The organism is Streptomyces sp. GD-15H (assembly GCF_045291515.1).
Lineage (GTDB): Bacteria > Actinomycetota > Actinomycetes > Streptomycetales > Streptomycetaceae > Streptomyces.
Genome location: NZ_CP149447.1, coordinates 4,680,969 through 4,706,922, shown reverse-complemented (window position 1 = coordinate 4,706,922; position 25,954 = coordinate 4,680,969). Strand labels below are relative to the sequence as shown.

Below are 25,954 nucleotides of genomic sequence, written 5' to 3'. Positions count from 1 at the left end.
GCGGACAAGCAATGCTGACGGAAGTCGCCTTACAGCACAGGGTGATCCCCGGAATCGCCGAGTTCGCCCGCGGAGGACTGCCCACACCGGCAACCACCGACGACGGCAACGAATGGGTCGACGGATTCTGCTGGCTCTACTGCGGGCAGCGGTGGACGCGCGTCCTGTGGATCGGCCCCGCCAGAGTCGCCGGCGCCCAGGCGCCGATGTACGCGTGCGGCCCCTGCATCCGCGTGCTACAGGAGCGGGTCTGGCAGTCCCTCCTCAGCAGGGACCAACCGGACCGCTCCGCCCGGCCGAGCGAAGCCGCCGCGGTGGGACAGCCGACCTCCGGCAGGAGGGCCGGCAAGCACCGGGGCCAGAGCAGGTTCCTCCGCCGAGGTTAAACCCCGCCCTGGTCACAGGTGCCTGCCGTCCCCCGCGGCGTGAGCCCCGTGACCAGGTCGGGCCTTGGCCGTGCACGCTTCCAGCGGAGCGCTGTCCGCGACGAACGGCCCGACGCTTCCGCTACCTGTGCTGTCGAGGGAACAGGTCCAGCGGACTCGCCGCCGCCAGACGCGCAAGCGCTGCGGGTGGCCACCGCGGTGGTCGTCCGCGGCAGCGATGTCCTCCTGGTGTGCCGGCGGGACGACGACGCCGTTGGAATCACGTGGCAGTTCCCGGTTGGGGTCATCAAGCCGGGAGGCAAGGCGGAGACCACCACCATGCGGGAGACCTTGGACGAGACGGGTGTTCACTGCGCGGTCCGGCAGCACCTCGGGAACCGGCTTCACCCCGTGGCCGGCGTGCTGTGCGAGTACTTGGCCGACGAGGCCACCAACAGCAACGCGGCCGAGAACATCGACGTCATGTGGGTCCCCAGAAACGCGGTGCCCCACTTCATCCCCGTCGGTACGATCTTCCCACCCGTCCTGGCCGTCCTGGAGGAGCAGACGTGACGCAGCAGAACACGGACGAGCGGCCGGGCATCGCCGCTGCCATCGTCGTGAACGAGGGGCGTGTGCTGATGGTGCGTCGCCGGGTCAGCGAGGGACAGCTCTCCTGGCAGTTCCCGGCCGGAGAGGTCGAGCCCGGCGAGGCCCGCGAGGACGCCGCTGTGCGGGAGACCCAGGAGGAGACCGGGCTGACCGTGGCGGCTGTGAAGCTGCTCGGCGAGCGGGTCCACCCGAAGGCGGGCCGGCTGATGTCGTACACCGCCTGCGAGGTGTTGGACGGTACGGCCCACGTCGCGGACACCGAGGAGCTGGCCGAACTGGCTTGGGTCGCCCACGAGGAGATCCCGCAGTACGTGCCGTACGGGCTGTTCGAGCCGGTACAGGAGTACCTAAACGCGGCACTGGGTGGTGTCAGTCGGTGGAAGCAACTGAGCTGGTCAACAGCTCGGTGAAGACTTCGGCGGGGGTGCGGTAGGCCAGGATACGGCGGGGCCGGGCATTGAGTTCTTCGGCCACGCATTTCAGGTAGGCGGGGTCACCGGCGATGTCGGTGCTCTTGGGGAAGTACTCGCGCAGCAGCCGGTTGGTGTTCTCATTGGTGCCGCGTTCCCACGGGGAGTGCGGGTGGGCGAAGTAGACGGCCAAGTCGGTTGCCAAGGACAGGCGTTGGTGCTGGGCCATCTCACTTCCCCGGTCCCAGGTGAGGGACTTGCGCAGGATCTCGGGCACGCCGGTGACCGTCTCGATGAGGGCGTCGCAGACCGCGCCCGCGTTCTTGCCGGCGAGCAGCGGGACGGGCAGGAAGAAGCGGCTGGTGCGCTCGACCAGGGTGCCCAGCGCGGTCTGGCCGTTCCGGCCAATGATCAGGTCACCCTCCCAGTGGCCGGGCACAGCCCGGCCGGCGGCCTCGGCGGGGCGCTCGTCGATGGAGCGCATGCCGACGATGCGGGCGCCGGGGGTGCCGGCGCGGCCGCGCGGGCGGCGTGTGGTGCGGCCGGAGCGCAGCCGGACGCCGTGCCGGGCCAGCTCGCCGGTGGGAAGGGCGTAGATCCAGGTGTAGACGGCCTCGTGGGAGATCACCCTGTCAGGGTCTCGGTGACCGTGTTCGCGGCGCAAACGGCCGGCGATCTGGTCGGGCGAGTGGCCGCGGCCCAGCCGGGCCAGGACCTCGCGGCGCAGCCCGGGAAGCCGGTCCAGCTTGCGTACCTTGGGGCGCCGACGCGCCATGGCCGCATGGGAGTTGGCGTGCGCGGCACGGTATCGCTCCCGGCCGCCGTGGCGGCGGATCTCCCGGCTGACCACCGAGGGACTGCGGCCGATTCGCTCGGCGATCTCCTTCTGTTCCAGTCCCTCGGCCAGGCCCCGGGAGATCTCCTCCCGGTCGAGCAGGGACAGCGGGGTACGGGAGGAGGCCGTGCTCATGGGTGGTGCTCTCCGGTCGGGGATCGGGCCTCCCGAGCCTACGAGACCAAGATCAGTTGCTTCGACCGGTTGAGATCAAGCGACAGCTCACCCCCGTGGGGAGAGCTCGCTGAGGACATGCTGAACCCAGGCGAAGTTCGCACTCCCCTTGGACGGCTGGCCAAGGCTCCAGCGACGGTCTCCGATGAGTTCGTCATGACCCCAACCAGGCACCTTGAAGGGTGGGTTGGCGAGCACGACATCAGCAGCCAGCCCGGTCGATCCGCCCCGTAGGCTGTCGACGGCTCTGGCTCCGAGATCTCCGGTCAGCGAGTTGAGTACGAAGTTCATCGCCGCCACCCGACGAGCCTCGACACTGACATCCCTACCGTAGACAAGCGGTACCCCGCTCCCGTCCAACTGACGACGCGCCCACTGCGCGGCCTCCACAAGGAGCCTTCCCGATCCACAGACCGGATCCAGCACACGTTCACCGGCTCGGGGCCCAGCCAACCCCGCCATCAGCCGGGCGATGCACTGAGGCGTGTAGTAGTTATTGAGCCGAAACGGTCTGGTTTCCTACTGGATGGTGTAGCGGACGTGGCGGGCATGGAAGTAGCCGCGGACGATGTGGGGCTGGCGCTGGCGGCGATGGAGGAAGCGTCGGGTCTCGCGGGCGAGGTCGTCCACCGAGCGGGCTCGTGAGGCATGCACGTGCCGTTTGACATCTGCGTTGAGGATCTCGTCGGGGTTGAGTTCGGGGCTGTAGCCGGGCATCAGGTGCAGTTCGATCCGCTCCGCGTTGTCGGCGAGCCAGGCGGTCACGGCCTTGCTGCGGTGGACCGGGTGCCGGTCGGCGATCACATGGACCTTGCGGCCGGCCTGGCGGGCGAGCCGGTCCAGGAAGGTGATGAACACCTTCGCGGTGAAGCGGCCGGTGAAGACGGTGAACCACAGGGCGCCGCGCGAGGCGATGGCGGACATGATGTTCACGCGCAGCCGCTTGCCGTTGACCCGGACGACAGGGGTGTCGCCCTTCGGTGCCCAGGATCGGCCGGGCGGGGCGGTGTCCGAGCGCAGCCCACACTGATCCGCCCAGGCCACCACGGCGCCCTCGCTGCGGGCGCGCTCGGCGAGGGCGGGATACTCCTCCTTCAGCCAGGCCGTCACCTTCTCCTGCTTCTGCTGGTAGGCGCGGCGGGCCGGGCGCTGCGGGGTGAACCCGTGGCGGCGCAGCCACTTGCCCACGCCCTGTTCGGTCATGGTGACGCCGACGACCATCCGAATCAGCTCGGCGACCAGCGCCCGGGTCCACAACGGACCGCCGATCAGCAGTTCCTCGGGCGTGTAGTCGGCCATCGCCTGGAACAGCACCACACGGTCCTCGGCACCGATCAACTCGCCGGGTCCGGAGCGGGACTTGGCCGGCGTCGCGAGCGATTCCCGTCCCAGCCGGCGGTACTTGCGCCACCAAGTGCCCACGGAACGCTCCGACACCCCGAACACCTCGGCCGCCTGCCGGTACGTCCGTACCCGCCCCGACTCCAGCGCGGCCACCACCCGCAGCCGCACCACTTCCTGCGCGGCAGGCGCCAGCCGCCGCGCATCTCCCGACTCGATCACGCACACTCAACGCGCGAGGCAACCAGATCGTTTCGGCTCAATACCTCCCTCGCCCAACCGGTGCGAGTACCGATCGAGGCACGCGTCGAACAGACTGACCGCCTGCTCTGCCGACTGCACCTGATCCACCTCGGCGATCAGCGCCGCCAGCCGCCGATCCGCCTCACCAAACAGTCCGACAGCTCCTGCGCCGCGCCTCTCTAACTTGAAGACGCTGTCGATTCCTGTACTCACCCACGCCATGCTCAGCGCCGGTTCCGCAGGCCCGAAGCGTCTGATGAGCCTGGACCAGAACGGTCCTCGCACCCCCCGAAGGAAAATCAGGCTCTCCTGCTGTATGAGTGGGTCACTCCGTGGCGGGTTGGCGGCCGGGGAGGGCGGGCTTGTCGCCGGCGAGGGTGAGCATCACGAGCGCGATGATCGCGTCCGCGCTGTGGAAGCCGAAGCCGCGGCGGATGATGAGGCGGGTCTTGGTGTTCGTGGACTCGATCAGCCCGTTGCTCATGCCGGTGGTCAAGGCGGCGCGGATGGCGTCGTCATGGCGGCGGATGCGGCGTTGGAGGTCGACGAAGGCGTCGATGCGGCAGCGACGGGCCCAGCCGATCCACCGGTCCAGGGCCTGCAACGCGGCGGTGGGACGGGTCTTGGCCAGCAAGAACACGGCCCGCAGAGCTTCCTTGAGGCGCCAGGCGCGGTGCAGGCGGGGGTCGGTGGCCGCGATCCAGGCGAGCTTCGCGGCCTGGCGGTCGGTGAGGTCGGCTTCGTTCTTCCACAGGGCGAACCGGGAGTCCTTCAGCGCCCGGGCACGCTCGCGGCCGTCGGTGTCGGCGGCCTGGTGGCGGGCCCGGTTCCAGGAGGCCCGGCGCTCGACGTCCAGGGCGTCGGTGGCCCAGGCCACCACATGAAAGGGGTCCATCACACGCAGGGCGGCCGGGGCCCGTTCGGCCAGTGTCTCGGCGATCCAGAGCGCGCCGTCGGCGCTGATGTGGGTGAGGCGGGCGGCCCGCGTCTCGCCGAGGTTGTCGAAGAAACGGGCGAGGACGGTCTTGCCGTGCCCGTCGGCCATCCAGACGACCCGGCCGGTGTCGTGGTCCACGACCACGGTCATGTACTTCTGCCCCTTGCGGTAGCTGATCTCGTCGATCCCGATCCGGACCAGCCCCGTGAGTCGGTCGACGGTCCGGTCGCGGTCGGCGACCACGCGCGCCACGATGCCGCCGACCGTGCGCCAGGAGGTCCGCATCAGCTGCGCGGTCGCGGACTTGGAGCACTCGGCGGCCAGCCACGCGGTCTGCTGGTCGAAGGCACGGGTGTGTCCGGCGTCGTGGCGGGCCCAGGGCACCGCACCGGTCACGATCCCGTGGGTCCGGCAGGCCACCCGGGGTGCGGCGGCCTCCAGGAACACGCGCATCGCCCCGTGGTCGAGGTCCCGCCACCGGCGCCGGCCCCGTCCCGCGTCATAGCCCGGGGCCCGCCGGCGGCACACCCCGCACCGCCCCCGCCGCCGCGCGTCGGGCCGTACCGACACGATCACGCACCGCTCGCTCTCATCGATCCGGACACCTTCGATCACCGTGTGGTCGACCGTCAGCGTCCGCTTCCATATCCTGAAGACAGACACGCCGTTTTCCTGCTTGATCCAACTTGAGCCTCAACACCTCAAGGGTCACAGGGGACGGCGTGTTTCACGTATCAGAGCAGGTCAGGACACCCACTCATACGGCAGGAGAGCCGAAAATCACCTGGAGTGCGACCTGGTACACAGTCTCCGGAGCAACCACTTCGGACAACGTGTCGATCGCGCGCCACACGCGCCTGAACGCGAGAGGACTGGCGGCCTCATCTTGCGCCGTCACGACGTCTTCAGCCAGGTGACGGTCGCCATACCGAGGCCCATGGCGACGCCGAACGCCACTCCGCCGCTCTTAACCGCCCCCACCACCTGGCCCCCGTCAGCAAACTGCAGGATGCCAGCCAGCAACCCCACGATCCCCGACGCCAAGGCGACCAACGCAAACAGCAGCGCCTTGTACTGCACGCCACAACTCCCCTCGTTCCGGAGCCTCTGACGAAGCTTCTGACAGAACGAACCTAGCTACCGCAGGCGGTACGCGAGAGCAGCATGCAATTTGGGTTTTGGCACGGAAGAGAGCTTGCTCAAGGCCCGCCTCATGGGCCAGACCGACGCCCAGTCCCTTGCTGAGGGTTTGATCCGTCGAGCCTGGCCACAGTCCGGCAAGGTCACCGACCTCTTCGAGCGGCTCGTCACCGCTTCCGGTCTTCCGCCGATCCGGCTGCACGACCTCCGCCACGGCGCGGCCACGCTCATGCTCGCCGCCGGCATCGACGTCAAGATCGTGTCGGACACCCTCGGGCACAGCGACACCCGGATCACCCGGGACATCTACCAGAGCGTCCTCCCCCACGTCGGCAGGAGCGCCGCCGAGGCCATCGCCAAGCTGGTCCCGCTCCAACGCAAGACGAAGGCGGAGGGAAGCCGCCCGCCAGGCGGAGAAGGCCCGGAAGAAGGCCAAGCGCGCCGAGAAGACCCCGGCCGAGGGCAGGAAGAAGGCCCGGCAGAAGAAGCCCAGGAAGTAGGGCCGAGTCCTCCTCCGCTCACGCATCGCTCACGCAAGCCATCCCACGGTACCCGGGCCGTGGGACGCATCATGCCCCGAGCACCACAAAAGGCCAGGTCACGGGCTATGTGACCTGGCCTTTTCCGGAGCCCCCTGTCGGATTCGAACCGACGACCTACGCATTACAAGTTGTCCGATCTTGGTCCTGGGACGTCCGGGGGTATCCGCGGATGGTGCTCCGTGCCTGTTCAGAAGAGTTGGCGGACCTCATCGGACGACGGTGGACGGTTGCGGAACTAGTGGCTATTGAGACCAGGACCGAGACCACAGCCGCCCGAGTCGGCAGATTTACAGCGGGCTCCCCTCAACACCGCTTTAGGAGTTCGTCCGGACACTCGTACTGGCTCGAGCTGCCACGGCTGCCCGCGCCGTGAGGAGCGGTCACGACTGCTGCCGTCCACCGCCGTTGATGCCAGCTCCTCGCCCAGCTTCACTACGGCCGCTGGGCCCTCTCACTCGCCGCCGCAGACCTCTGCTGGGAGCCACGCGCCCCGGTGCGCGCCGGATGCCCTCTTGCGGTGCTCACTCCTACACAGCACGGTTTCGTTGAACGCTGCTCGGCACTCAGGCGCCATAAGGGGGAGGGGCGATAGGTCATGGGGATAGTGACAGCGTGGGCGCGGGAGACCTTCGGCGACACGGCCGGCCAGTTGGTCGAGCTGATCCCAGCCAGCTTGGTCCGGGCACATGCCAGGGCGCGTAGCGGCCACGAGGGAGTGCATACCCAGACACTGGAGGCATACGGACACGGACTATACGCCGCCCAGTACGAGGAACTGGCTGCCAGTCTGGCCGCACTCTCGGACGCCACTCCGGTGCGCCTACAGAGCCGAACGCTGATGCTCGTTCGCGACCACCTGATCTATCCGTATTGCTACGCGAAGAAGGATGTCCCCGTCACGGCCGCGCGGTTACGCCGCACCACCGGCTTCCGCGCGGATCTGATTCGTCGCCACGGTCCGGAAACTCAGGCAGCCGGCGTTCGACTTGGACTTCGACGAGTTCGACGAGCCGGAGACGCACCCCGACCTCAGCCTCCTGCCAGAAGACGTGCGCCTCGTCCTGGTTGCCTACGCGTGCTCCATGAGCGAAGGCGTGATGCGAATCGAATGGGGCTCGGCCGAGCTGCGCCGCGAGGACCGCTACCTCATCTGGCACCGCCACGAGCCACTGTCTCCTGGTGCCTCAGCCGGCAAGAAACACCCCCATCTTGCCGTACCGCCCACCCCTGGGTGGAAACCCATCTGGTCGGGACGCTCTGACCTGCGGTTTCGCTGCGTAGCGCTGTGGGCCGACTGTCACTTTCGGTCGTCGTTGGGTGGCCTCGGGGAGCCTTGGACGGCCCAGGGACGGCCCGAACTGGTCAGTCACTGCCACAGACCACAAGGCCAATGCAGGCACTTCAACACATCTCGCAGCCAAACTGCGCATATGCCAACAAATCACACTGATCGCGAGAATGGCTAGCGCGCGACGCCCCTGACCCTAACAATGGCCGAATGACTCGCTTGCAACGAATCGTCGCTTGGGCGCTGGCAACTGCGTTCGGCCTGGCATGCCTGGGACTAGGAATCTACCTGGCAAAGATCGGCCTCGAGAAGGCTAATCAGGTGTCAGGGATTGTTGGCCTTTTTGTGGCTCTCGCGGGTCTAGCGCTCTCTACTTGGGGAGCCATTAACACGCGGACCGCAATTCAGTCTCCGCGCCGTCCCGGGCGAGAGGCCATCCACCAGTCACAGCGCAGCGGAGATAACTCTAAAAATATTCAGGCAGGCGGGGATATCAACTTCGGAGACAGCAACAGGTTCTAAGGAATCACAGATCATGGCATGGTGGCAAAAGCAGCGTTCGGGCGACAATTCACAGAATATCCAAGCCGCTGTGGCTAATTTCGGCCTGGGATATGACGACGTCCTGGCGGTGGTGTCGCACTATGTAGATAGCAAGCTCTCAACACTTTCTCAAGCAGCGTTCGAAGAAGCCCGAGACCGCGTTGAAGAGTTCACCGTTAACTATCTTAAAAAGATTCAGGATGGCCACCCCAACGCATTGGAGAATGCAAGGGATCCAGGAGTCCAATCCGCTCTCTTGGATGCCCAGTCGGCATACGCCAAGATGGGTGACCACGATTTGGGTCAAGTCCTCGTGGAAATTCTGGTAAAGCGCACGGAAACCACGGATCGGAACGTTCAGCAGCTAGCTTTGACGGAAGCCATCGTAGCAACTGGCAAGCTGTCCTACCGGCATGTGCAGCTAATCACGGCGCTCTTTCTCACGCTTGCCGTAACGTTCGGCGCGCCTGTCAATCCTGCCGACCTCTACGTGCGCCTCGCAAAGAACCTTTCCCCTTTCCTGGCTGGCCTCACAGCCTCTGATGCGGACATCCAATACCTCGCCGACACTGGCGCAACACGAATCGAGATGATATCCGAGAGGCAAGTTCCATCTACATTCAGGGAGACATATCCGGGACTCTATTGCAATGGCCTAAACGGTGAAATGTTCCCTGCTGTTGGAAAGTACGAGGGTGGCCCGCTGATCATTCCATGCCTCCGTGACAATAAGCTACTACAGGTCAACTCCTCAACGGAGCGACAACTCGAAGCGTTGCTCCCCCAGTTCGGACTCGAAGGCGATAAGGATGAGCTGCTTAACCTACTGAAAGCCAACCCTATGCCCGAGGACGAGATCGAGCGCGAGTTGGTCGATAGCGTGCCAGGCATGGATAAATTCATGCAGCTCTGGAAGAGCACCGTACTCAAGAATAGTATTCCATCTATTGTGGGAATGGCCATCGCGCACGCGAACTTGAAGAAGACCCTCGGTTCCGACTTCACGGCTGATCTCGATATCTGGATCTCGTGAGGAGCGGTCGGGTAGGGAGAACAGGTCGGCAAGTGCTACGGCAACCAGGAGCAGCATGGCTATGCCAGGTGAAACAACAGGCGAAGCGGACAGCCTCTCCCCAAGAGAACGCGGAATCTTTGACTGTGATGAGGCCTATCGCACCCCAACTCGGAACGATTACGCCCGCGTCTTCACCTCTGGAATGGTTGCGCTCGACACCAATGTGCTACTTAACCTGTACCGGTCTAACGAACGCACACGGAAAGACACACTCGCCGTGCTGGGTCGGCTTCGCCACCAGCTTTGGATTCCCCACCAGGTACTGACGGAGTTTTGGCGAAATCGAGATCTGCCATCCGTTCGAGGGCATCATCACACAAAGGCGCGAGAAGCGATCTCCGCTCTGGATAAGGTATCCAGGTCGGCAAACGACGCACTGAGCCGATGGATGAAAGATGTCCATCTCAATAACGATGAAGCGGTTCGCCAACGCATCGAATTTTCCAGGTCCTCCTTGTCTGAAAGCCTGGAGCAGCTTAAAGTCATTGTGAAAGAACAAGCAGAAAAGGATGCCCTGGAGGGAACATCCGACACTCACACTGATCCAGTTTTGACCGAACTGGAACCGCTACTGCATGGCCGCATCGGCAGCCCGCTACCGCCCGATGAATTCGAGACTGCCCTACAGGAGGCGCAACGTCGCGCCAACGAAAAGATCCCGCCGGGATATGCAGATTTTGAGTCTAAGCCGCCAAGGCAAGCCGCAGGCGACTACATGCTGTGGATCCAACTAATAGCCGAAGCCGCTGCGCGCCAGTGTGACGTGCTGCTCGTCACGGGCGACATCAAGGATGACTGGTGGATCCCTGGGGACGGCAAGGTTTCTGCACGTCCGCGGACGGAGCTGGGCGTTGAGATTCGGAAGAGGACCAACAGTAATTTCTTTATGTTGACGCCAAGTCAACTACTTGTCAAAGCCAATGACGTCTTCGGTATGCAAGTCGATGAGCGCTCGGTAAGCGACCTAGCTACCACGGAACGAGGGACCGCGAACGACACCCTTCCTAAAGACTTCATCCCCGCAATTTGGACACGGTTGCTCAGAGCCCACGAAACTGCCCTGGATGCAACAAAGGGTGCGCTGTCTAGCGAGTACAAGAAAGTTTACGGTAGTGTCGTGGCGAGCTTTGCGCGGGAAGAGATTTGCGACGAAGTAATTCGGCGTGGCGGTATGATCACCCGCATAGCTGGTAGCGAGTACCCAATTCTTGATGGGCGCCTAATTATCCCTTACCGCCTCGGAAACCGCACGATGTCAGCCACGGACACTAGACTCCGCCTTCAGAGTAGCGCGAGACTAGAGCACATTTTCAGGAGCTATGCGGAGTTGACTGGGGTATTCGGGCTGGATGGCGACGTACCAGGGCACGTCAGCTCAACTTACCCATTGACGGCTGTTTTGCTTTTCTTCTCGTCCACCGCAGACGAGGGGATCCTGTCGCTGGATTACGCCAACGTAATCGTACAGCCTGATGGATTCACATGGGGCTACTAACGCCTTGACGGGGCTCCCTTAACTCGCCGAATGATTCCCATACGCCAATTTCATGTGTGTGCTCTGAGATGCGGCTGGCCGAGGACATGCGCACCTCGTGGCCGTCAGTGGTCGCCTCTACACTTCCACCATGCGCAAAGGTGCGATCACACGAGATGCCGTGCTCCAGGCCATCACCGAGTACGACGAGCTTGGCCAGACCGCGTTTTTGGCCAAGTACCGCTTCAGCAAGTCCCGCGCGTATCTCCTCCTGCACGAGGGGCGGGAGTACGACTCGAAGGCCATCGCCGGGGCGGCTCACAAGCGGGACCACGGCCGCGCGCTGCTGCCAGAGGAGTTCAGCGGCGGGAAGGACCACGCCGCGGCCTGGCTCAAGCGAGCCGGATTCGAGGTCAAAGCCGTGAAGAACCCCGACTGGGCCCGCGACGAGATCATCCTGGCCTGCCACCTTGTGATGGCCAGCGGGTGGAAGGGGCTCGACGCCAACGACCCGCGCGTCGTCGAGCTGTCCGGCCTCCTGCAGCTCATGCCGATCCACGCCGAGGCCGACCGCAACGAGAAGTTCCGTAATCCCAACGGGGTGGCCCGCAAGACCTTCGACATCGCCACGCGCCACCCGGACTACCGGGGCAAGCCCACCAACGGCGGTGCCCTCGATGTCGAGGTGCTGCACGAGTTCCGGGCCCGGCCGGCCGAGATGACCGAGGTGGCCCAGCTCATCCGGCAGGGCATCACCGCGGGAGACCTCCAGACACTGCCGCTGGACGACGACGAGGACCTGGACGACTACAGCGCGCCCGAAGGCCGGTTGCTGATGAGCCGGCACAGGCGCCGGGAGCGGAACAAGGGCCTGCGGAAGAAGAAGATTGCCGCGGTCCTCAGGCAAGGCGGAACGCTGGCCTGCGAGGCATGCGGCTTCGACTTCGAGGAGGTCTACGGCGACCGCGGCAGCGGCTACATCGAGTGCCACCACGTCGTGCCCCTGCACGAGGCCGGCGAGGGCCGGACCAAGCTCAGCGACCTCGCACTCATCTGCGCGAACTGCCACCGCATGATTCACCGCTGCGCGCCCTGGCCGACCCCGAGGGAACTGCGGAATCTCATCGAGAGCCGCCGGGACGCCGTGGCGCACATCCCCGCCCAGCAGACCACGGAAGCCGCCGAGCCTGCCGCCGGCAAGGCGTAGCCTCCCGAAGCCCGTGCCCCTGCCGTGCCCGATTGAGCGGGAAACCACGGGGAGTCGCGGTCAGGCACGGAGAACCGAGCATGAGAACGGCCCCCGACCAGTTACCCAGGTCAGAGGCCGTTCTCAGTGCTCATCGTGCGGAGGCGGTGGGATTTGAACCCACGGTGACATCGCTGCCACGACGGTTTTCAAGACCGGTTGCTCGCTGCTGCCGAACCAGCCGATCACCTGCGTGTTCCCCGCTAATGCGAGTCCATCAAGCGGTCGCCTGGCCGGAGGATGGCCGCAGATTCGCTCGACTAGCGGCCATGACGTAGAGCCGGGCTGGGGCAAGGCCGGTCGCTTCGGCCGTGCAGGCTTTCCAACTGTCCGCATGACCGTTCAGGGGCCAGTCGTGAGCCTTCACGCGGCAAGCTCATAAGGGATGCGCGCACTGCGGTTAACGGAGGCGTCCGCTAGCGCACCGGACAAAGACCAGGACAATGAACGGTGCCGAACGGAACAGAGGTGACAAGACCCCTCGGTCGGTTGCATGGGACCACGGGAAGCGCCACCGGGACGCCAGCGATGTCAAGAAAAGGCTATCGCCCAACCGAAATACCACTAAAGGTCGGATCGACGCTTCCCTTTGTGAGACTCCCTGATAGACCGAACTTCCGGGCAACGATTTCGAGTTTTGTACCCTTTGGTAAAGACATCGAACTGTCGATTAAACACTTCATCCGAGTCAAATTCGCACCCTTCGACCGAATGGAAATCGAATAGAGCTCGATCGTCTGACTCGCCATTAGGGATATCAGTCACAATTCTCGCCCATTTCCGAGAATCATGGAACGCATCCGTTCCGCGGGTTCGAGTTCCCCAAGCGATACCAATCAAGATTGGTGGAGTCAATGCGACTGCCCCCAATCGAGTGAATTGCCGGCTCTAATGGCTTAACTTGCGCATCCCTTGATTCTATCCATGGAGGCAGCGGGGATCTTGTTATAACGAAAGATCAGATCTGACGGGAGCGCAGTTCGTCATGGCCAGCCAAGCAGGACGCACCCAAGCTCAACTTTCGGAGCTCTGTCGCGAAACGGCGGCAATTCTTTTGCTGGACAACAGCGCACATTGGCGGTTGCGTGCGAATGAGCGCATCGACATGAGAAGTGCTAATTGGTGCGATCGAAGAAAGTCCATTCAAGCCCTACCCCTAAGGGAGCCTCTGGCCGACCTTCTTGAGGGTGTAATTGATAAGGGGCAAACGCATGTCCAATTGTACCTACCCGTTGGAAGCTTCCCAAGAAGTCCATCGTTTGACTTCTCCGTGACCGTAGACGGGGAACCGGCTTTTCTCATTGAGAAATCCCGGCAAGCACACATCCAGGCGCGGCATATCGCACTGCTGGCAAAGCAAGCGAAAGTGCCCATGGAGGATCGTCGACTTCTTGAAGAGTGGCTTAGATCGATTGTCGGGTTCGCATCGAGCCCATGGCAAGATATCCGCAGCCATAACGCAAGCATCAGATTGCGCAACTATCTCAATGAAAATCGAATCCTCGGAGACCAAAATGGGCAAATCAACAAGCGGACAATCAACAACTGGCTCAATGCAGTCGACAGCGTGACAAAAAAAGTGAGGAGCCTTGTGCCCTCGCAGATCGATAGCGCGGCGGAGTACCCGTTGCTAGCGTTGCCAGAATTCAGGAAAGCCTTTTCCGACGAAGCTAAAGTGACGACCTGCCTGGAGTCACTCACCGCCTTTCTGAACGAAGTCAAACAAAAAGCAAATCAGGGTGACGACGCTGCTGCGAAACTGATGGGTGCCTACGCAGCGTCTGGTATTCACTGGAATGCCATCGTGGAGTGCACAGTCCCCCTTGACAAATCATTCCTCATCGAGACCTCAGAAAAGCGAGGGCTTGATCTCACGGCAGCCAAACCCTGGGGACGGAGGTACTCTAAACAGCCTGTCGTATTTCGGGATGCCAGAAGCAATCACGTTAGTATTCTGGTGACCGATACGAATGTTGAGCTGACGCCGCGCAAGACATCCATTTTCGATGAGAAAGGAGTCAGCCTTAAAGGTGTCGGCCCGGATTTTCAGCATTCCACACGAGAATTTATGTCCTTTTCTGATAGCGGCCAACGACCAGAAAAAATTGTGGTAAAGCTACCGCTAGGGGCGAGTTTGCCTGCGGCAATTAGTAGATCTGCGATCCTTACCCTTACCCTTACGGCACTAGTCGCATTTGTTGTCTTCCTGTTTAACTGGCTAGGCGCAGGCGGCGATAGTCAGCTGTCGGGGCAAGATGTTGGCGTCATCTTGGTCCCAACGGCTATTGCGGCATCTCTATTGCTCGTACGTGAGACATCAACTCTAAGCACTGAGCTTAATAAAGGCTGGGTAATCGCCACGAGTTCAGTCCTTATGATGCTTTGGCTAGGAACTTTGCTCGCCTACGGCACGAACCGAATCAGCTGGGGCGTACCGTAGAGTCACCTTACCTACGGTGGGGTAAGTGTGCCGGCATCCCTTGATGAGGGCAGAGAAAGTTCTGATGCCTCAGCGAAGCTTTCCGCTCAAGCCGCGAAGGGAAGCCGTACGGGAGCTGGCGTGCGGTCCGTGAATCCATCGTCTGCGGGCCGTGCCATTCGCTGTGCGAGCCACCCGGAAACCCGCGGCCCGCCGTTCACCGCGGTGCCCTCGCGGACCGTACGGACATGGATGAAGCCTTGTCCGATGTAGTACCGCTGGAGCCCCTCGTTCGTCGTCCAGGCGTCCAAACGGAGCCACTGAGCGCCCGTACGATGTGCGCGGTCGCCTGCCCAGTCGAGCAGCCGGCCGCCGAGGTTCTGCCCGGCGTACTCGCGAGCGATGGTGAGCTTGTTGACGAACATCGACGGTTCGGCCAGTTCCTCGCTGGTCCACAGCCCGTCTTCCGCGTCCGGAGTGAGCGTGATCGTGCCAGCGGTCGTGTGCCCGTCGCGAAGCATGAACACGGTGCCCGATTCGATCGTGGCCAACAGCTTGTCCGCCGGGTACGGGCGGCTCCACTGGTCGGAGCCGAGCCCGCGCAGCCAAGCCGCCGCCTCCTCACGGAAGGACAGCAGCGTGGCCAGGTCCTGCGGTTCCGCAGGAGTGATGATCACGTGTTCTCGCTTCGGCCAGCGAGGTCGCCGATCTCGTAGTTCATCCGGTTCAGGTCGCCCCGGAAAGTCGTGATGGTGCACCGGATGGGCCGGTCGGGGGCGTAGCCCGTGCGCGTCCAGAGCAGGACGGGCACGCCGGCCCCCACCTCCAAGAGGCGCGCCTCTTCCGGCGTGGGCATGCGGGTCGCGATCTCGTCGAAGTAGCCGATCTGCTCGATTCCGCGGCCGGCCAGATACCTCGTGGTCCCCTCCTCGATGTCCCCGGGGTCGGCCAGGCGGGGAGAGCCTTCGATCAGCCAAGCCGGGTAGTACGTCGCCTGCGTGGACCACGGCACGTCATCCACGTACCGGTGACAGAACCGAAGGACGACCTTGCTTCCCTGCTCCACCCTCAGGCGCTCCGCGACCTCTGCGGGCGCGGGCAGCATCTCGACCCGGAACGTCTGGTGGGGGCGTCGGCCGGCGTTCGTCACGTCGGTGTTGTAGGAGTCCCCGTTCTGCGGGAACTGCAGGTTCTCGAAGCGGGAGGCGTTGAGTTCGAAGACCTCGTGCGAGCGGACCTCGTAGCCGAGACCCTGGCTGGACGTGATCAGCCCCTCGCTGACCAGCAGGGCGAGCCCGGACCTGACGGTGTTCCGGGAGGCGTCGAACCGGGCTGCCAGCTCGCTTTCCGAGGGCAACCGGCGGTCGGAGTCGAACGCGCCGTTCACGATCTCGCGGCGCAGGGCGTCGGCCACCTGTCGGTACTTCGGTTGCTTACTCATGCGCCCATCATGACGCACTCGCTCAACTTGTTGGTACATGTTCGCTCCGATCGCTTGACGAATCACCTTCCGTGAGGGCAGCATCACCGCATCAGCTTGTACCAACAAGTTGAGCAGGTGGTGCAGATCCATCAAGTATGCCCACCTGCGCTGATATTCCCGTCTCGGGTTGTGCGCCGCCGTGCGCGACCCGAGATGCACGACCAGGGGCCCGGGACAGAGCGGGCCGAGGGCGGACCCGACCCTTGTCACTCGGGACGGCTTTAGACCGAAAGGTCACGTCTCCATACGCCTGAAACGGGAGCCCGTGTTCCCGAAGGAGACACCCGTACGACCACGACCACTGCAGCGCCTTCTGTGCTGCGGCCGGTTGCCTCCGCTGCTCGTCTCGTACGAGTGGCGCTGAGGGGAGCCGGATCGTCCGACTTCAACGGCAAGCGCCCCCGGTGCTGGAACACCGGGGGCGCGGTTCGGGCCGTTCCACCTGTGAGAGGAACCACGACCCAATGAGCCACATCGTCACCGTTCAAGACGCTGTTACCGCGTTCGCCGACTTCATGGAGCCGACGAACGCCGAGCTGGACGCGATCGAGCGGGAGATGCCCGTCATCCTGGCGGACGTCGACCTGCTCGACGCGCACATCGTCACCCTGGACCGCACGCCGACCGAGCTGGACGCCCGCCGCATCCGCCGGGCCCGCCGCCGCGCGCTGGCCGCCCGCGTCGCCCTGGTCAACCGCACCGCCGACGCGAGCCTTCCCGGAGGTGCCGCGTGAAGACGCTGACCGCGCAGATGTCGAGCGACGGCCGCGCGTGGCGCCTGTACGTCGTGCTGTACGGCGAGCCGGACTGGCCCACGTTCCGCTGGGAGCGCACCGGGCCGGTGCCCACCGGGGCGGAGCGCCGGTGCGCGCTGGCCGGACTCGGCTACGAGGTGGCGCCGGGTGCGGCGTGGTCCTGGACGGAGGACAGCCGGGACCCCGACGACGACTCCACCCCGGTCCTGCTGATCGCCGCCGTCGCGGTGCGCGGTCGGGACGGGGGCGCCGCATGAGTGCCAAGACCGTACTGCCGGCCGTCGCGATGACGGCCGTGTCCATGGTGCTCACCCTCGCCGTGGTGGTGATGTGGCTGGGCACGGCGATGCCGTGGCCCGTCGCGCTGGTCGTCGGTCTCGGCATCGACGGGGGATGGCTGGCCACCCTCGCCTATGAACGCCGACTCGCCGCGCAGGGCGACCACAACCGCACGGTGACCGCTGTCGGTTGGTCCTTCGGCATCCTCGCCACCGCTGTTCTGGTCGCTCACGCGCTGACCGCGGAGCACTCCGCCGGCGCGTGGCTGGCCGTGGCGTGGCTGCCCCTCGCCGCCAAGGCCCTGTGGCTGGTGCACGGCATGTGGGAGCGCACCGCGCTCACCCCGGTCGCGCTGGACGCGATCCGGGGGATCCAGCAGGAGGCGCGCGACGAGGCGGCCGTGGCCCGCGCCCAACTGCGGGCCGAGGCGGCCACCGAGGAGACCCGGCTGACGGCCGTGACGGAGGCCGGAGCCCGCGTCGCCCGCGTCCAGGCCAAGACCGCGCAGACGCTGTCTTCCGCGTGGTCGACGCTGGAGACGGCCCGCGCCGGCGAGGAGACCGGCAGGGCGCTGACCAGCGTGACGGCCCGCGTCACGCCCGACGTCACGCCCCGCTGGGATCTGCCCGTGTGGGGGCCGTCGGAGTCGCTGGCGGCCCGCTCGCTGGAGGCCGCGCCCGCGCTCGACGATGAGGCGCTGGACGTCATCGTCGACGAGATCCGCACCAGCGAGACACCCGCCCTCTCCTACCGGGAGATGGCCGCCCGGTTCCGCGCGGCCGGTCACTCCGCTTCCGAGGTCCGTCTTCGGGCCGCGTGGAAGCGCGTCGCGTGATGGGGGCGCTGCCGGTGTTCCGGTGGCGGCTGGCCCCGGCCGGCGACGCCACCCGCCGCCAACTCCGCGCGCAGGGCTTGCGGCCCGGTGGTCAGGACGTGGCCGCGCAGCTCGAACGGCCGCGCCACCGGCGGGGGCCGCTGGTCGCCTACCTGTACCGCGTCGACCTAGCCGTGCCGGTCCGGCCGATGACCCCGGCCCGGCGGGCGGCGCTGGCCAAGGCCAACGCCGCCCGCCGCACGTGTCCCGCCTGCCGGCGTGATGCCGGCTACGTCATCCCCGCCGCGCTGGGCACCTGCGTGCCCTGCGCCTACCCCGACCCGCACGGGCCGGAAGGGAGCACCCGATGAGCAACGCCGACATCCGCCGCCTGGACCGCGAGATCCGGCAGACGGCCAAGAAGCTGGAGGCCGTGCGGCGGGGCGAGTTGTGGCCGCTCAACGGCCGCGAGCGCCGCGCCATGGCCCGCGCCGTCGCCGGTGGCGCCTACCGCGTCGTGCGGGGCCGCAGCGCCGGCCGCACAGAGCAGCGGATCGAGTCCACCGGGTCGGCCGCCGAGATGCGGCTGACCGCGGAACTGAACGCCCTGCACGGCGAGCGGCAGCGGCTCATCACCGAGGCCGCCCGGACCAAGGCCGCCAAGAAGTCGTCCGGCTGGTGGTGACCAGCCAACCCCCGCATGCCGGGGTGGCCGCTCTTTCCACAGGCACGGCCACCCCGGCTCTCCCTCACTCCCGCCCCGGACGGGGCAGTCAGGAGATCTCCCAGCATGTCTGAGAACGTCGTCCACCTCCACAAGCACACCGACCCGCCGGCCGACACGGCGACCGTGACCACCCTCACCGTGGTCCCCGACGCCCCGTCCGCCCGACCGGTGCCGCTGTGGGTCCGCTCCGGCCGCGCGGTGAAGACCGCCGTCACGCACGAGACGACCCGGGCGACCGTCCGCGCCGTGGCCCGACACAGCCTCTACACCCTCAACGGCGGGCGGATCGTGGCCCGCCGCACCTGGGACGGCCGCACCGGCGCCCGCTACGAGCGGATGATCCGGGCGGCGGAAGCCGCGGGGAACCTGGAAGCGGCCGAGGAGTGGGAGGAGCGGTTGCAGCGCTTCCGCGCCGCCCGCCACCACCGCCGCATGGACCTCCTCCACTCGCCCGTGGAGGCCGCCAAGGGCGTCGCCGTCGGCGCCGGCATGAGCATCGGTGTCCTGGTCGCCCTCGGGGTCGTGATGGCCCTCAACACCGGCCACGTCGGCGATGTGATCACCCCGCTGTCAGCGACCATCGACTTCATCGCCCTGCTGATCCGGATCGTGCAGGTCGTGTGGGGTCCGGCGCTCACGATCGGCCCGTTCCTGGCCCTGCTCGCCCTGTGGTCCGTCGGCCGCAAACAGCACGCCGCCCCCGCCTGGGCCCTGCCGGCGAACGTCCGGTCGGGCGAGGGCGAGCCGATCACCCCGTCCATCGTGGTCAAGGCCCTGCGCGACCTCGGAGTCCCCGCCCTGCGCAACGCCATCAAGGAGATGGGCGACGCCGGCGCCTCCATGCTGGGACCGATCCGGATCGCCGGATGCGGTGTCGAGGTCGACGTGACGCTTCCCTCGGGGGTGTCGACCAACGAGGTGCAGAACAAGCGCCGGAAGCTGGCGGAGAACCTGACCCGACACGAACACGAGGTGTTCATCACCATCCCGACCGCCGCCCGCACGGTGCGGCTGTGGGTGGCCGACTCGGGTGCGCTGGATGAGCCGATCGGCCCGTCCCCGCTGGCCGTCGACGACACGCTGACCGCCGACTACGCCAAGGGCAAGGCGCCCTGGGGCCAGGACCTGCGCGGCGACGCCGCCGCGCTGAGCCTGTACCAGCGCCACCTGCTCATCACCGGCCTGTCGAACCAGGGCAAGACCGCCGCGCTGCGCGCGCTCGCCCTGTGGCTCGCCCTCGACCGATCCGTGGAATTTCGGATCGCGGACCTCAAGGGCGCCGGCGACTGGGCCATGTATGACGGGCTCGCCACCGTCCTGATCCAGGGGCCGACCGATGACCACGTGATCGAGGCGACCGAGATGCTCGAAGGCGGCGTCTCGGAGATGGAACGGCGTCTGACGGCACCGCCCGGTACTGCATTCCCGCCGCTGATCCTGCTGGTCGACGAGGCGCAGGTGGCGTTCATGTGCCCCGTCAAGGACGAGGACTCCCGCCCCTACGGCGGCTCCAAGGCCACCTCCCGCTACTTCATGGCCGCCCGCAAGATTCACAACCAGGGCCGTGCGGTCAACGTGCTGCTCTGGCAGGGCACGCAGGACCCCACCGACCAGAACCTTCCCAAGCTGGTCCGCGAGGGCGCCCACACCCGCGCCTCCCTCGCCCTGGGCACCGAGTCGCAGGCCCGCATGGCGCTGGGGGACAAGGCCGTCGACGGCGGCGCCGCGCCGAACCTGCTGCGTCCGGGTCTGGACAAGGGCACGGTCGTGGTCGCCTCGGACGGGATCGCCATCCCGGCCGGGCAGTCGTCCCTCACGGTGCGCACGCACTACATCGACACCGACACCGCGACCGAGATCGCCGAGCGGGCCAAGGCCCTGCGCGACGGCGTCACCACGCTGCACGTGATCGAGCGGGGGAAGGAGCGTGACCCGCTCGCCGACATCGCCGCCGTCCTCGGCACCGCCTCCCGCGTGTTGACCGCCGACGTCCTCAAGCGGCTGTCCGCGCTCAACGAGGACGCCTACGGGCGGTGGACGCCCGGCGACCTCAAGCGCGTGCTGGAGGACGCCGGCGCCGAGCCGTACAAGTCCGACGGCCGCATGGTCGTCGCCCGCGCCCTCGCCCACCGCGACACCGACGGTTCCGCTTCCGCCGACGGATGACAGGGAACCGACCGCCGACGGGCCAGGGAGGCAGGGAGAACTCCCTGACCGCCTCCCTGACCCGCCTCCCTGGCCCTGACCAGCCCAAATGATCGTTCAGGGAGTCAGGGAGGCACGCAGGTCAGCTCCCCGAACACCCCTCCACCCGGCACCCCGACGGGGGTGTCTCTGCCTCCCTGGCCACGTGCCGGAAGGGATTCCGTATGTACCCCGAACCTGCCCACCACCCGCCCGCCGAACGGGCCGTGGAAGTCCACCAGCCCACCCCCATCACGCCCGCCATCCCGGTCGCCGTGCCGGTCGTCGCGGTGCAGCCGGGCACCGTGCCGGCGGTGGCGAGCATCGTCCTGCCCGACGGCCGCGTGGTGACCGGCTACGCCATCGAACCGGCCCGCCCGGAGCCGGTCGCGGTCAAGCCGGCCGTCTCCCGCACGGCCGTGAACGTCGCCCTCGGGGGCGTCGGGTTCCTCGCGGTGTGCGGCGGACTGATCCTGCTCACCTCGTTCATCGCCGCGCTCACCGCGTTCATCACCCAGCTCATCGTCCTGGCCGCCGTCATCTTCGGCGGCTGGATCGCCGTGCAGCTCTTCAGCACGAGCGGCCACCAGGGCGGCACCACCGTGAACATCCGCAAGGCCGTCTTCAAGCGCAACCACTTCCACGGCTGAGCGCTGCTAGCGGGAGACGAATAAGGGGGCCTCTCCCGGAAGAACCGGCCGTAGTCGTCCGTCTCCACCGGTTCGGCCGGATACGACCCGAGGTCAGGGAGCCTCTGGGCCATGTCGTACATGACGTTGTCACTCCGCGGGATCTGACCGGGAAGGTACCTGATCGGCACCGTCTCGCCGGCGGCAGGCTCATCCCGCATCCAGTCGACTTCCAGTTTCGCCACACCAACGTGAAGCGGGCTGTTCTGCGTACCAGCGGCACGCGCCCGTGCACCCACAGAGAACCCCTTGGGTGAGTACAGGACGGCGCTTTGGGCTGCCACGTCGAGAGCCTTGCCGACAAGCTCATCGACCCTGCCGATCTGAACGGTGCCCCCGTGGCACTTAGCTTCGAAGACGACTTTCATCGGGCGGCCGGCCACCTCGCCTGTGGCGAGGACATCGATCTGCCGGCGACGTCCACTGAGTACTCCGGGGATGTACACGTCGCGCTGTACGCGCGCGTTGCCCAGCCCGGCTACGGCGCGTTCGACCTCCTCCTCGAACTTGCGCCAGAACTGCTTGCCCGGTGACTTGTCTCGCCGCCTCACTGTGCTCACCGGCCACATTCTGCCCGCGCCGATCATCCGGCGTACGCAGTTCTGCCCCACATACGAAAGCGGGCGGCCCCCGCATCTCGCCAAAGAACCGGGGCCGCCCTTGCCAACCAGTCCGCTACAGACCTGTTGGAGGTCTCCCAGCATGACCCAACCCACCACCATCCGGCGAGTGCGCGGCCGACGGTCGCGCCTGCTGGACCTGTTCTGCTGCCAGGGCGGCGCGGCCAAGGGCTACGCCGACGCCGGGTTCGACGTGACCGGCGTCGACTTCGCCCCGCAGCCGCGCTACCCGTTCCGGTTCGTGCAGGCGGACGCGATCGCGTTCGTCCTGGAGCACGGGGCCGCGTTCGACTTCATCCACGCCTCCCCGCCCTGCCAGCACGACAGCGACTGCCAGCGCATCCAGGGCAACACCCACCCCGACCTGATCGCCCCCACCCGCGCCGCACTTGAGGCGACGGGACGTCCCTGGGTCATCGAGAACGTGGGCGGTGCGGTGCCCAAGCTGCACGCCCCGGTGATGCTGTGCGGGCAGATGTTCCGGCTCGCCAACTACCGGCACCGGTACTTCGAGACCGGCGGCGGCTTCACCCTCCCGCAGCCCGGCCACCCCGCCCACCTCGTACCGCAGGCCAAGATGGGGCGCCCGGTCCCGCCCGGCCACTACGGGCAGTTCGTCGGCAACTTCTCCGGCGTCCCGCTCGCCCGCGAGGTGCTGGGGGTGCCGTGGATGAACCGCGACGGCATCCGCGAGTGCATCCCGCCCGCCTACGCCGAACACATCGGCCGCGCCGCCCTGGCCGTGCTCGCCCCGGTGCTGGGGGTGGCGGCATGAGCGCGACGCCGTATCCCCTGCGCGCCGCGCTGAGCCTCGCGGCGTCCGGCGTGCCGGTGCTGCCCCTGCGCCGGGGCAAGGTGCCGTTCGGCAACTGCCGCACCTGCGCGGGCAACGCGTGCGGCGGCCGGCCGAACATGAAGAGCGCGGGCCCGTGCCGCTGCCCCGGCGTCTGCCACGCCTGGGCCGCCGCCACCACCGCCCCCGGCGTCATCGCCTCGCCCGCATGGGCCGCGGCCTGGCGGCAAGCCGTCTGCGCCGGCTACCACCCCGGCGGCGCCGGGCTGACCGTGGTCGACCTGGACAACCCCGCGGCCATCGCCTGGGCCCGCGAGACCCTGCCCGCCACGCGGACCGTGCCAACGACACGCGGTGAGCACTGGATCTACCGAGGCACCATGGCGTCGCACAACGCGGTCCGTGACGGCGTCGACATCAAGTCGGCCATGGCCTACACCCGCTACCTCGGGCCCGGCACCGGCACGATGGCCGCCCTGCCGGACGCCGTCCGCGCGCTGGCCGTGAAGGAACCCGCTACGCCCTGCCCCGCGCCGCATGCGGTCGCCGTGCCCGCACGGTCCGGGAACGGGGAGTGCCGCCACCGCACACCCGCCTACCTGGACCGGGGCATCGCCATGGCCGAACAGCGCATCACCGCCGCCTCCAGCGCGGTCCACACCACCGTCTATCGCACCTTCCTGGCCGTGCTGTCCACGCACGGCCGGTGCGACTGCCTCACCGACGCCCACATGGCGCGGCTGTTCACCGCCGCGCAGGCCAAGGGCGAATCGCTCCGGCACTGCACCGACGCGTGGACCAACGCCCGCACCCGGTTGGGACTGTGACCATGTCCGACGACGACAAGACCCCCGCCCGCGAGGTCATCACCGACTACGCGCAGGCGCACTTCCGGTACTTCCGCACCGCCGACGGGACCGTGTACGCGCAGAAGAACGGCCACCCCGTGGCCCGCCCGATCCGCTCCCAGGGCACCACCGGCAGCCACCGCCAGGAACTCATGGTCGGCCTCTTCCGCGACGGCGTGGGCGTGTTCAACGGCACCGCACTCAAGGAGGCACTGGACTTGATCGAAGCCCTCGCGCTGACCGAGGACGTGCAGCCCGTGCACATCCGCGTCGCCCCCGGCTTCGACGGCGCCACGTGGCTGGACCTGGGCCGCGATGACGGGCGGTCGGTCCGGATCCACCCCACCGGGTGGGACGTCACCGTCCCCGACCCGGCGGAGGTGTGCTGGCGGCGTACCCAGCTCACCGGCGAACTGCCCCTGCCCTCCCGGGACACCAACGGCAAGGGCATCGATCTGCTGCTGCGGCTGTGCAACTTCGCCACCGCTCAGACCGAGTGCCTGGCCATCGCGTGGCTCATCGGCTGCCTGGGGCCGTCGGTGCCCGTGCCCGCCCCGTTCCTCACCGGCCCGCAGGGCGCGGGCAAGTCCACCGGCGGCCGGATGCTGGTGCGGATCATCGAGGGCATGACCGGGGACCTGCGCCGGGCGCCGAAGGACGAGGAGAACCTGATCGCGGCGGTGGCGGCCGGCTGGGTCACCGCGCTGGACAACCTCTCCCATATGACCCCGGACCTGTCGGACGCGATGTGCTGCATCGTCACCGGCGCCGAGAACGTCAAGCGCGCGCTCTTCACCGACGGGGACGTGTTCCGCGCCCGCTACCGCCGCCCCCTGCTGCTGACCGGCATCGACGTGGGCGTCATCCGCCCCGACCTTGCCGAACGGCTCCTGCCGCTCCGGCTGGAGCGGCCCCGGGTGCGGCGCACCGAGGCGGAGCTGTGGGCGGAGTACGCGGAGGCTCTGCCCGTGGTCCTGGGGTCTCTGCTGGACCTGACGGTCAAGGTCCGCGCGGTGGAGGCGGAGACCCCGACCGATCTGCGGATGGCGGACTTCGCGCACCTGTGCGCGCAGCTCGACGCGGCGACCGGCCTGGGGGCGCTCGCCGCCTACCGGGCCGCCCTGGACGACCTCAACGACGACGTGATCGAGGGCGACCTGCTGGCACAGACCGTCCTGCGGCACGCCGCCGACATCGAGCCGGGCGCGGCGCAGCGGATGACGTCCACGGAGTGGCTGCACTGCCTGACCCGGCTCTACAGCGGCGAGGACTTCCGCCCCCTGCCCAAGGGGTGGCCGACCACCGGCAAGGTGCTCTCCGACCGGCTCAAGCGCCTCCAGCCCACCCTGGCAGCCCGGGGCGTCCTCATCGACTCGGGCCGCACCAAGGAGGGCCGCTACCTCGAGATGACCCGCGCGCCCGCTCCGCCCCCGCCCGAGCAGCAGACGTTCTGACCGGCGCCGCCGTACAAGCAAGAGGAGCACCACCGGCCAGGCGTGCTCCTCTTGCTGTTCGGCGGCAGCGCCGCCCTGCGCGGGACGCGCCGCGCAGCGGCTCCTTCCTCATGCCCTGAGCCGCACCGCACCACCACAGGCACCCCCTCCTTTTTTCCTAAGTGGGAAATGCTGCGTCACCTGCGTCACCAAGGGCTGGAAAACGCCGCGTGACCTGCGCATACAGGGGTGACGCAGGACGGCGAAGTCTGCGTCATCCCGCGTCACCTGCGTCACCGATGACGGACGGCCTGCGTCACCGATGACGCACCCCCGGCCCTCTGCGTCACCCGAAAGTCGCAGGTCAAGAGCCTGAATGACGCAGATGACGCAGGTGACGCAGAAATCCCCACCTCGGACAGAAGCAGAGCCCTGACACGTACCCAAGCCCTAGGAGACACCTGGATGAGCACCGCGATCGCCGCTCCCGTCGACCGGCTCCTGTACAAGCCCGAGGAAGCCGCCGAAGCGCTCGCCATCGGCCGCTCCACCGTCTACGAACTGATGGCCGAAGGTGCCCTGAAGTACATCAAGTTGGGCCGCACGCGCCGCATCCGTCGTGCCGACCTTGAGGCGTACGTGGCCAACCTCGCCCCGCTGCCCAACTGACCCCGAGTACGTCACC

General features: G+C 66.8%; 24 protein-coding genes, 1 tRNA gene and 5 pseudogenes. 20 read left to right on the top strand and 10 right to left on the bottom strand.

Features of this window, described 5'->3' with window-relative positions; translation table 11 throughout:
- Positions 1–11: 11 nt before the first annotated feature.
- The 3 genes and pseudogenes from WJ438_RS22290 (at position 12) to WJ438_RS22280 (ending at position 1,387) form a co-directional block, all read left to right on the top strand.
- Positions 12–386, top strand: a complete 375-nt coding sequence (locus tag WJ438_RS22290) for a hypothetical protein (RefSeq protein ID WP_406726795.1) — start codon at positions 12–14, stop codon at positions 384–386.
- A 168-nt stretch (positions 387–554) separates the two neighbouring features.
- Positions 555–938, top strand: a pseudogene (locus WJ438_RS22285) (NUDIX hydrolase); the annotation flags it as partial.
- Complete coding sequence (locus WJ438_RS22280) at positions 935–1,387, top strand: NUDIX hydrolase (protein WP_406726794.1); 453 nt, start codon at positions 935–937, stop codon at positions 1,385–1,387. The pseudogene WJ438_RS22285 and the gene WJ438_RS22280, both read left to right, overlap by 4 nt.
- Here WJ438_RS22280 and WJ438_RS22275 read toward each other — a convergent pair.
- From WJ438_RS22275 to WJ438_RS22250, 6 genes and pseudogenes are all read right to left on the bottom strand, one after another.
- Positions 1,347–2,357, bottom strand: a complete 1,011-nt coding sequence (locus tag WJ438_RS22275) for an IS30 family transposase (protein WP_406726793.1) — start codon at positions 2,355–2,357, stop codon at positions 1,347–1,349. The genes WJ438_RS22280 and WJ438_RS22275 overlap by 41 nt on opposite strands.
- Positions 2,358–2,444: 87 nt before the next feature.
- A pseudogene (locus WJ438_RS22270) lies at positions 2,445–2,879 on the bottom strand (class I SAM-dependent DNA methyltransferase); the annotation flags it as partial.
- Between the two features lie 36 nt (positions 2,880–2,915).
- The gene (locus WJ438_RS22265) at positions 2,916–3,959 is read right to left on the bottom strand and encodes an IS630 family transposase (protein ID WP_406724448.1); all 1,044 of its coding nucleotides are present in this window, start codon (positions 3,957–3,959) and stop codon (positions 2,916–2,918) included.
- Positions 3,960–3,965: 6 nt separating this feature from the next.
- Positions 3,966–4,193, bottom strand: a complete 228-nt coding sequence (locus tag WJ438_RS22260; RefSeq protein WP_406726792.1) for a hypothetical protein — start codon at positions 4,191–4,193, stop codon at positions 3,966–3,968.
- A 112-nt stretch (positions 4,194–4,305) separates the two neighbouring features.
- A complete protein-coding gene (locus tag WJ438_RS22255; protein WP_406723578.1) occupies positions 4,306–5,580 on the bottom strand; it encodes an ISL3 family transposase in 1,275 nt (424 codons plus the stop codon).
- A gap of 231 nt (positions 5,581–5,811) precedes the next feature.
- A complete protein-coding gene (locus WJ438_RS22250; protein ID WP_406726791.1) occupies positions 5,812–5,997 on the bottom strand; it encodes a hypothetical protein in 186 nt (61 codons plus the stop codon).
- A gap of 181 nt (positions 5,998–6,178) precedes the next feature.
- On the opposite strand from WJ438_RS22250, the pseudogene WJ438_RS22245 reads away from it, so the two are divergent.
- The 5 genes and pseudogenes from WJ438_RS22245 to WJ438_RS22225 all read left to right on the top strand — a co-directional run.
- Positions 6,179–6,557, top strand: a pseudogene (locus WJ438_RS22245) (tyrosine-type recombinase/integrase); the annotation flags it as partial.
- Positions 6,558–7,194: 637 nt separating this feature from the next.
- Positions 7,195–7,771 (top strand): annotated as a pseudogene (locus WJ438_RS22240) (hypothetical protein); the annotation flags it as partial.
- Positions 7,772–8,422: 651 nt separating this feature from the next.
- A complete protein-coding gene (locus WJ438_RS22235) occupies positions 8,423–9,463 on the top strand; it encodes an LPO_1073/Vpar_1526 family protein (RefSeq protein WP_406726790.1) in 1,041 nt (346 codons plus the stop codon).
- A gap of 55 nt (positions 9,464–9,518) precedes the next feature.
- Positions 9,519–11,000, top strand: coding sequence for a PIN-like domain-containing protein (locus WJ438_RS22230; RefSeq protein WP_406726789.1), 1,482 nt, complete (start codon positions 9,519–9,521; stop codon positions 10,998–11,000).
- Between the two features lie 130 nt (positions 11,001–11,130).
- The gene (locus WJ438_RS22225) at positions 11,131–12,186 is read left to right on the top strand and encodes an HNH endonuclease (RefSeq protein ID WP_406726788.1); all 1,056 of its coding nucleotides are present in this window, start codon (positions 11,131–11,133) and stop codon (positions 12,184–12,186) included.
- A 141-nt stretch (positions 12,187–12,327) separates the two neighbouring features.
- Here WJ438_RS22225 and WJ438_RS22220 read toward each other — a convergent pair.
- Positions 12,328–12,408, bottom strand: a tRNA-Ser gene (locus WJ438_RS22220).
- Between the two features lie 802 nt (positions 12,409–13,210).
- Between WJ438_RS22220 and WJ438_RS22215 the strand changes: the two genes are divergently transcribed.
- Positions 13,211–14,665: a hypothetical protein gene (locus WJ438_RS22215; protein ID WP_406726787.1), complete on the top strand. Its 1,455-nt coding sequence runs from the start codon at positions 13,211–13,213 to the stop codon at positions 14,663–14,665.
- 86 nt (positions 14,666–14,751) lie between these two features.
- Here the strand turns inward: WJ438_RS22215 and WJ438_RS22210 are convergent, their stop codons facing one another.
- The gene (locus tag WJ438_RS22210) at positions 14,752–15,321 is read right to left on the bottom strand and encodes a GNAT family N-acetyltransferase (RefSeq protein ID WP_406726786.1); all 570 of its coding nucleotides are present in this window, start codon (positions 15,319–15,321) and stop codon (positions 14,752–14,754) included.
- Entirely contained in the window at positions 15,318–16,085 is a 768-nt protein-coding gene (locus tag WJ438_RS22205) for a GntR family transcriptional regulator (RefSeq protein ID WP_406726785.1), read from the bottom strand. The genes WJ438_RS22210 and WJ438_RS22205 overlap by 4 nt, the downstream gene beginning before the upstream one ends.
- A 506-nt stretch (positions 16,086–16,591) precedes the next feature.
- On the opposite strand from WJ438_RS22205, the gene WJ438_RS22200 reads away from it, so the two are divergent.
- The 7 genes from WJ438_RS22200 (at position 16,592) to WJ438_RS22170 (ending at position 21,536) form a co-directional block, all read left to right on the top strand.
- The gene (locus WJ438_RS22200) at positions 16,592–16,861 is read left to right on the top strand and encodes a DUF6284 family protein (RefSeq protein WP_406726784.1); all 270 of its coding nucleotides are present in this window, start codon (positions 16,592–16,594) and stop codon (positions 16,859–16,861) included.
- Positions 16,858–17,139, top strand: coding sequence for a DUF6303 family protein (locus tag WJ438_RS22195; RefSeq protein ID WP_406726783.1), 282 nt, complete (start codon positions 16,858–16,860; stop codon positions 17,137–17,139). The genes WJ438_RS22200 and WJ438_RS22195 overlap by 4 nt, the downstream gene beginning before the upstream one ends.
- Positions 17,136–17,996, top strand: coding sequence for a protein spdB (locus WJ438_RS22190; protein ID WP_406726782.1), 861 nt, complete (start codon positions 17,136–17,138; stop codon positions 17,994–17,996). The genes WJ438_RS22195 and WJ438_RS22190 overlap by 4 nt, the downstream gene beginning before the upstream one ends.
- Positions 17,996–18,346: an RRQRL motif-containing zinc-binding protein gene (locus tag WJ438_RS22185; protein WP_406729772.1), complete on the top strand. Its 351-nt coding sequence runs from the start codon at positions 17,996–17,998 to the stop codon at positions 18,344–18,346. Before WJ438_RS22190 ends, WJ438_RS22185 begins: the two co-directional genes overlap by 1 nt.
- The gene (locus WJ438_RS22180) at positions 18,343–18,660 is read left to right on the top strand and encodes a hypothetical protein (protein WP_406726781.1); all 318 of its coding nucleotides are present in this window, start codon (positions 18,343–18,345) and stop codon (positions 18,658–18,660) included. Before WJ438_RS22185 ends, WJ438_RS22180 begins: the two co-directional genes overlap by 4 nt.
- 105 nt (positions 18,661–18,765) lie before the next feature.
- Positions 18,766–20,868: an ATP-binding protein gene (locus tag WJ438_RS22175; RefSeq protein WP_406726780.1), complete on the top strand. Its 2,103-nt coding sequence runs from the start codon at positions 18,766–18,768 to the stop codon at positions 20,866–20,868.
- A 203-nt stretch (positions 20,869–21,071) separates the two neighbouring features.
- The gene (locus tag WJ438_RS22170) at positions 21,072–21,536 is read left to right on the top strand and encodes a hypothetical protein (RefSeq protein WP_406726779.1); all 465 of its coding nucleotides are present in this window, start codon (positions 21,072–21,074) and stop codon (positions 21,534–21,536) included.
- A 302-nt stretch (positions 21,537–21,838) separates the two neighbouring features.
- Here WJ438_RS22170 and WJ438_RS22165 read toward each other — a convergent pair.
- Positions 21,839–22,144, bottom strand: a pseudogene (locus WJ438_RS22165) (hypothetical protein); the annotation flags it as partial.
- Positions 22,145–22,277: 133 nt separating this feature from the next.
- Here WJ438_RS22165 and WJ438_RS22160 point away from each other — a divergent pair.
- The 4 genes from WJ438_RS22160 (at position 22,278) to WJ438_RS22145 (ending at position 25,938) form a co-directional block, all read left to right on the top strand.
- Positions 22,278–22,970, top strand: coding sequence for an SAM-dependent methyltransferase (locus tag WJ438_RS22160; protein WP_406726778.1), 693 nt, complete (start codon positions 22,278–22,280; stop codon positions 22,968–22,970).
- Positions 22,967–23,815 carry a bifunctional DNA primase/polymerase gene (locus WJ438_RS22155; protein ID WP_406726777.1) on the top strand — a complete coding sequence of 283 codons (849 nt, stop codon included), beginning with the start codon at positions 22,967–22,969 and terminating at the stop codon, positions 23,813–23,815. The genes WJ438_RS22160 and WJ438_RS22155 overlap by 4 nt, the downstream gene beginning before the upstream one ends.
- 2 nt (positions 23,816–23,817) lie before the next feature.
- A complete protein-coding gene (locus WJ438_RS22150) occupies positions 23,818–25,290 on the top strand; it encodes an ATP-binding protein (RefSeq protein WP_406726776.1) in 1,473 nt (490 codons plus the stop codon).
- A gap of 444 nt (positions 25,291–25,734) precedes the next feature.
- On the top strand, positions 25,735–25,938 hold the full coding sequence (locus tag WJ438_RS22145) for a helix-turn-helix domain-containing protein (RefSeq protein WP_107460421.1): 204 nt from the start codon (positions 25,735–25,737) through the stop codon (positions 25,936–25,938).
- Positions 25,939–25,954 lie beyond the last annotated feature (16 nt).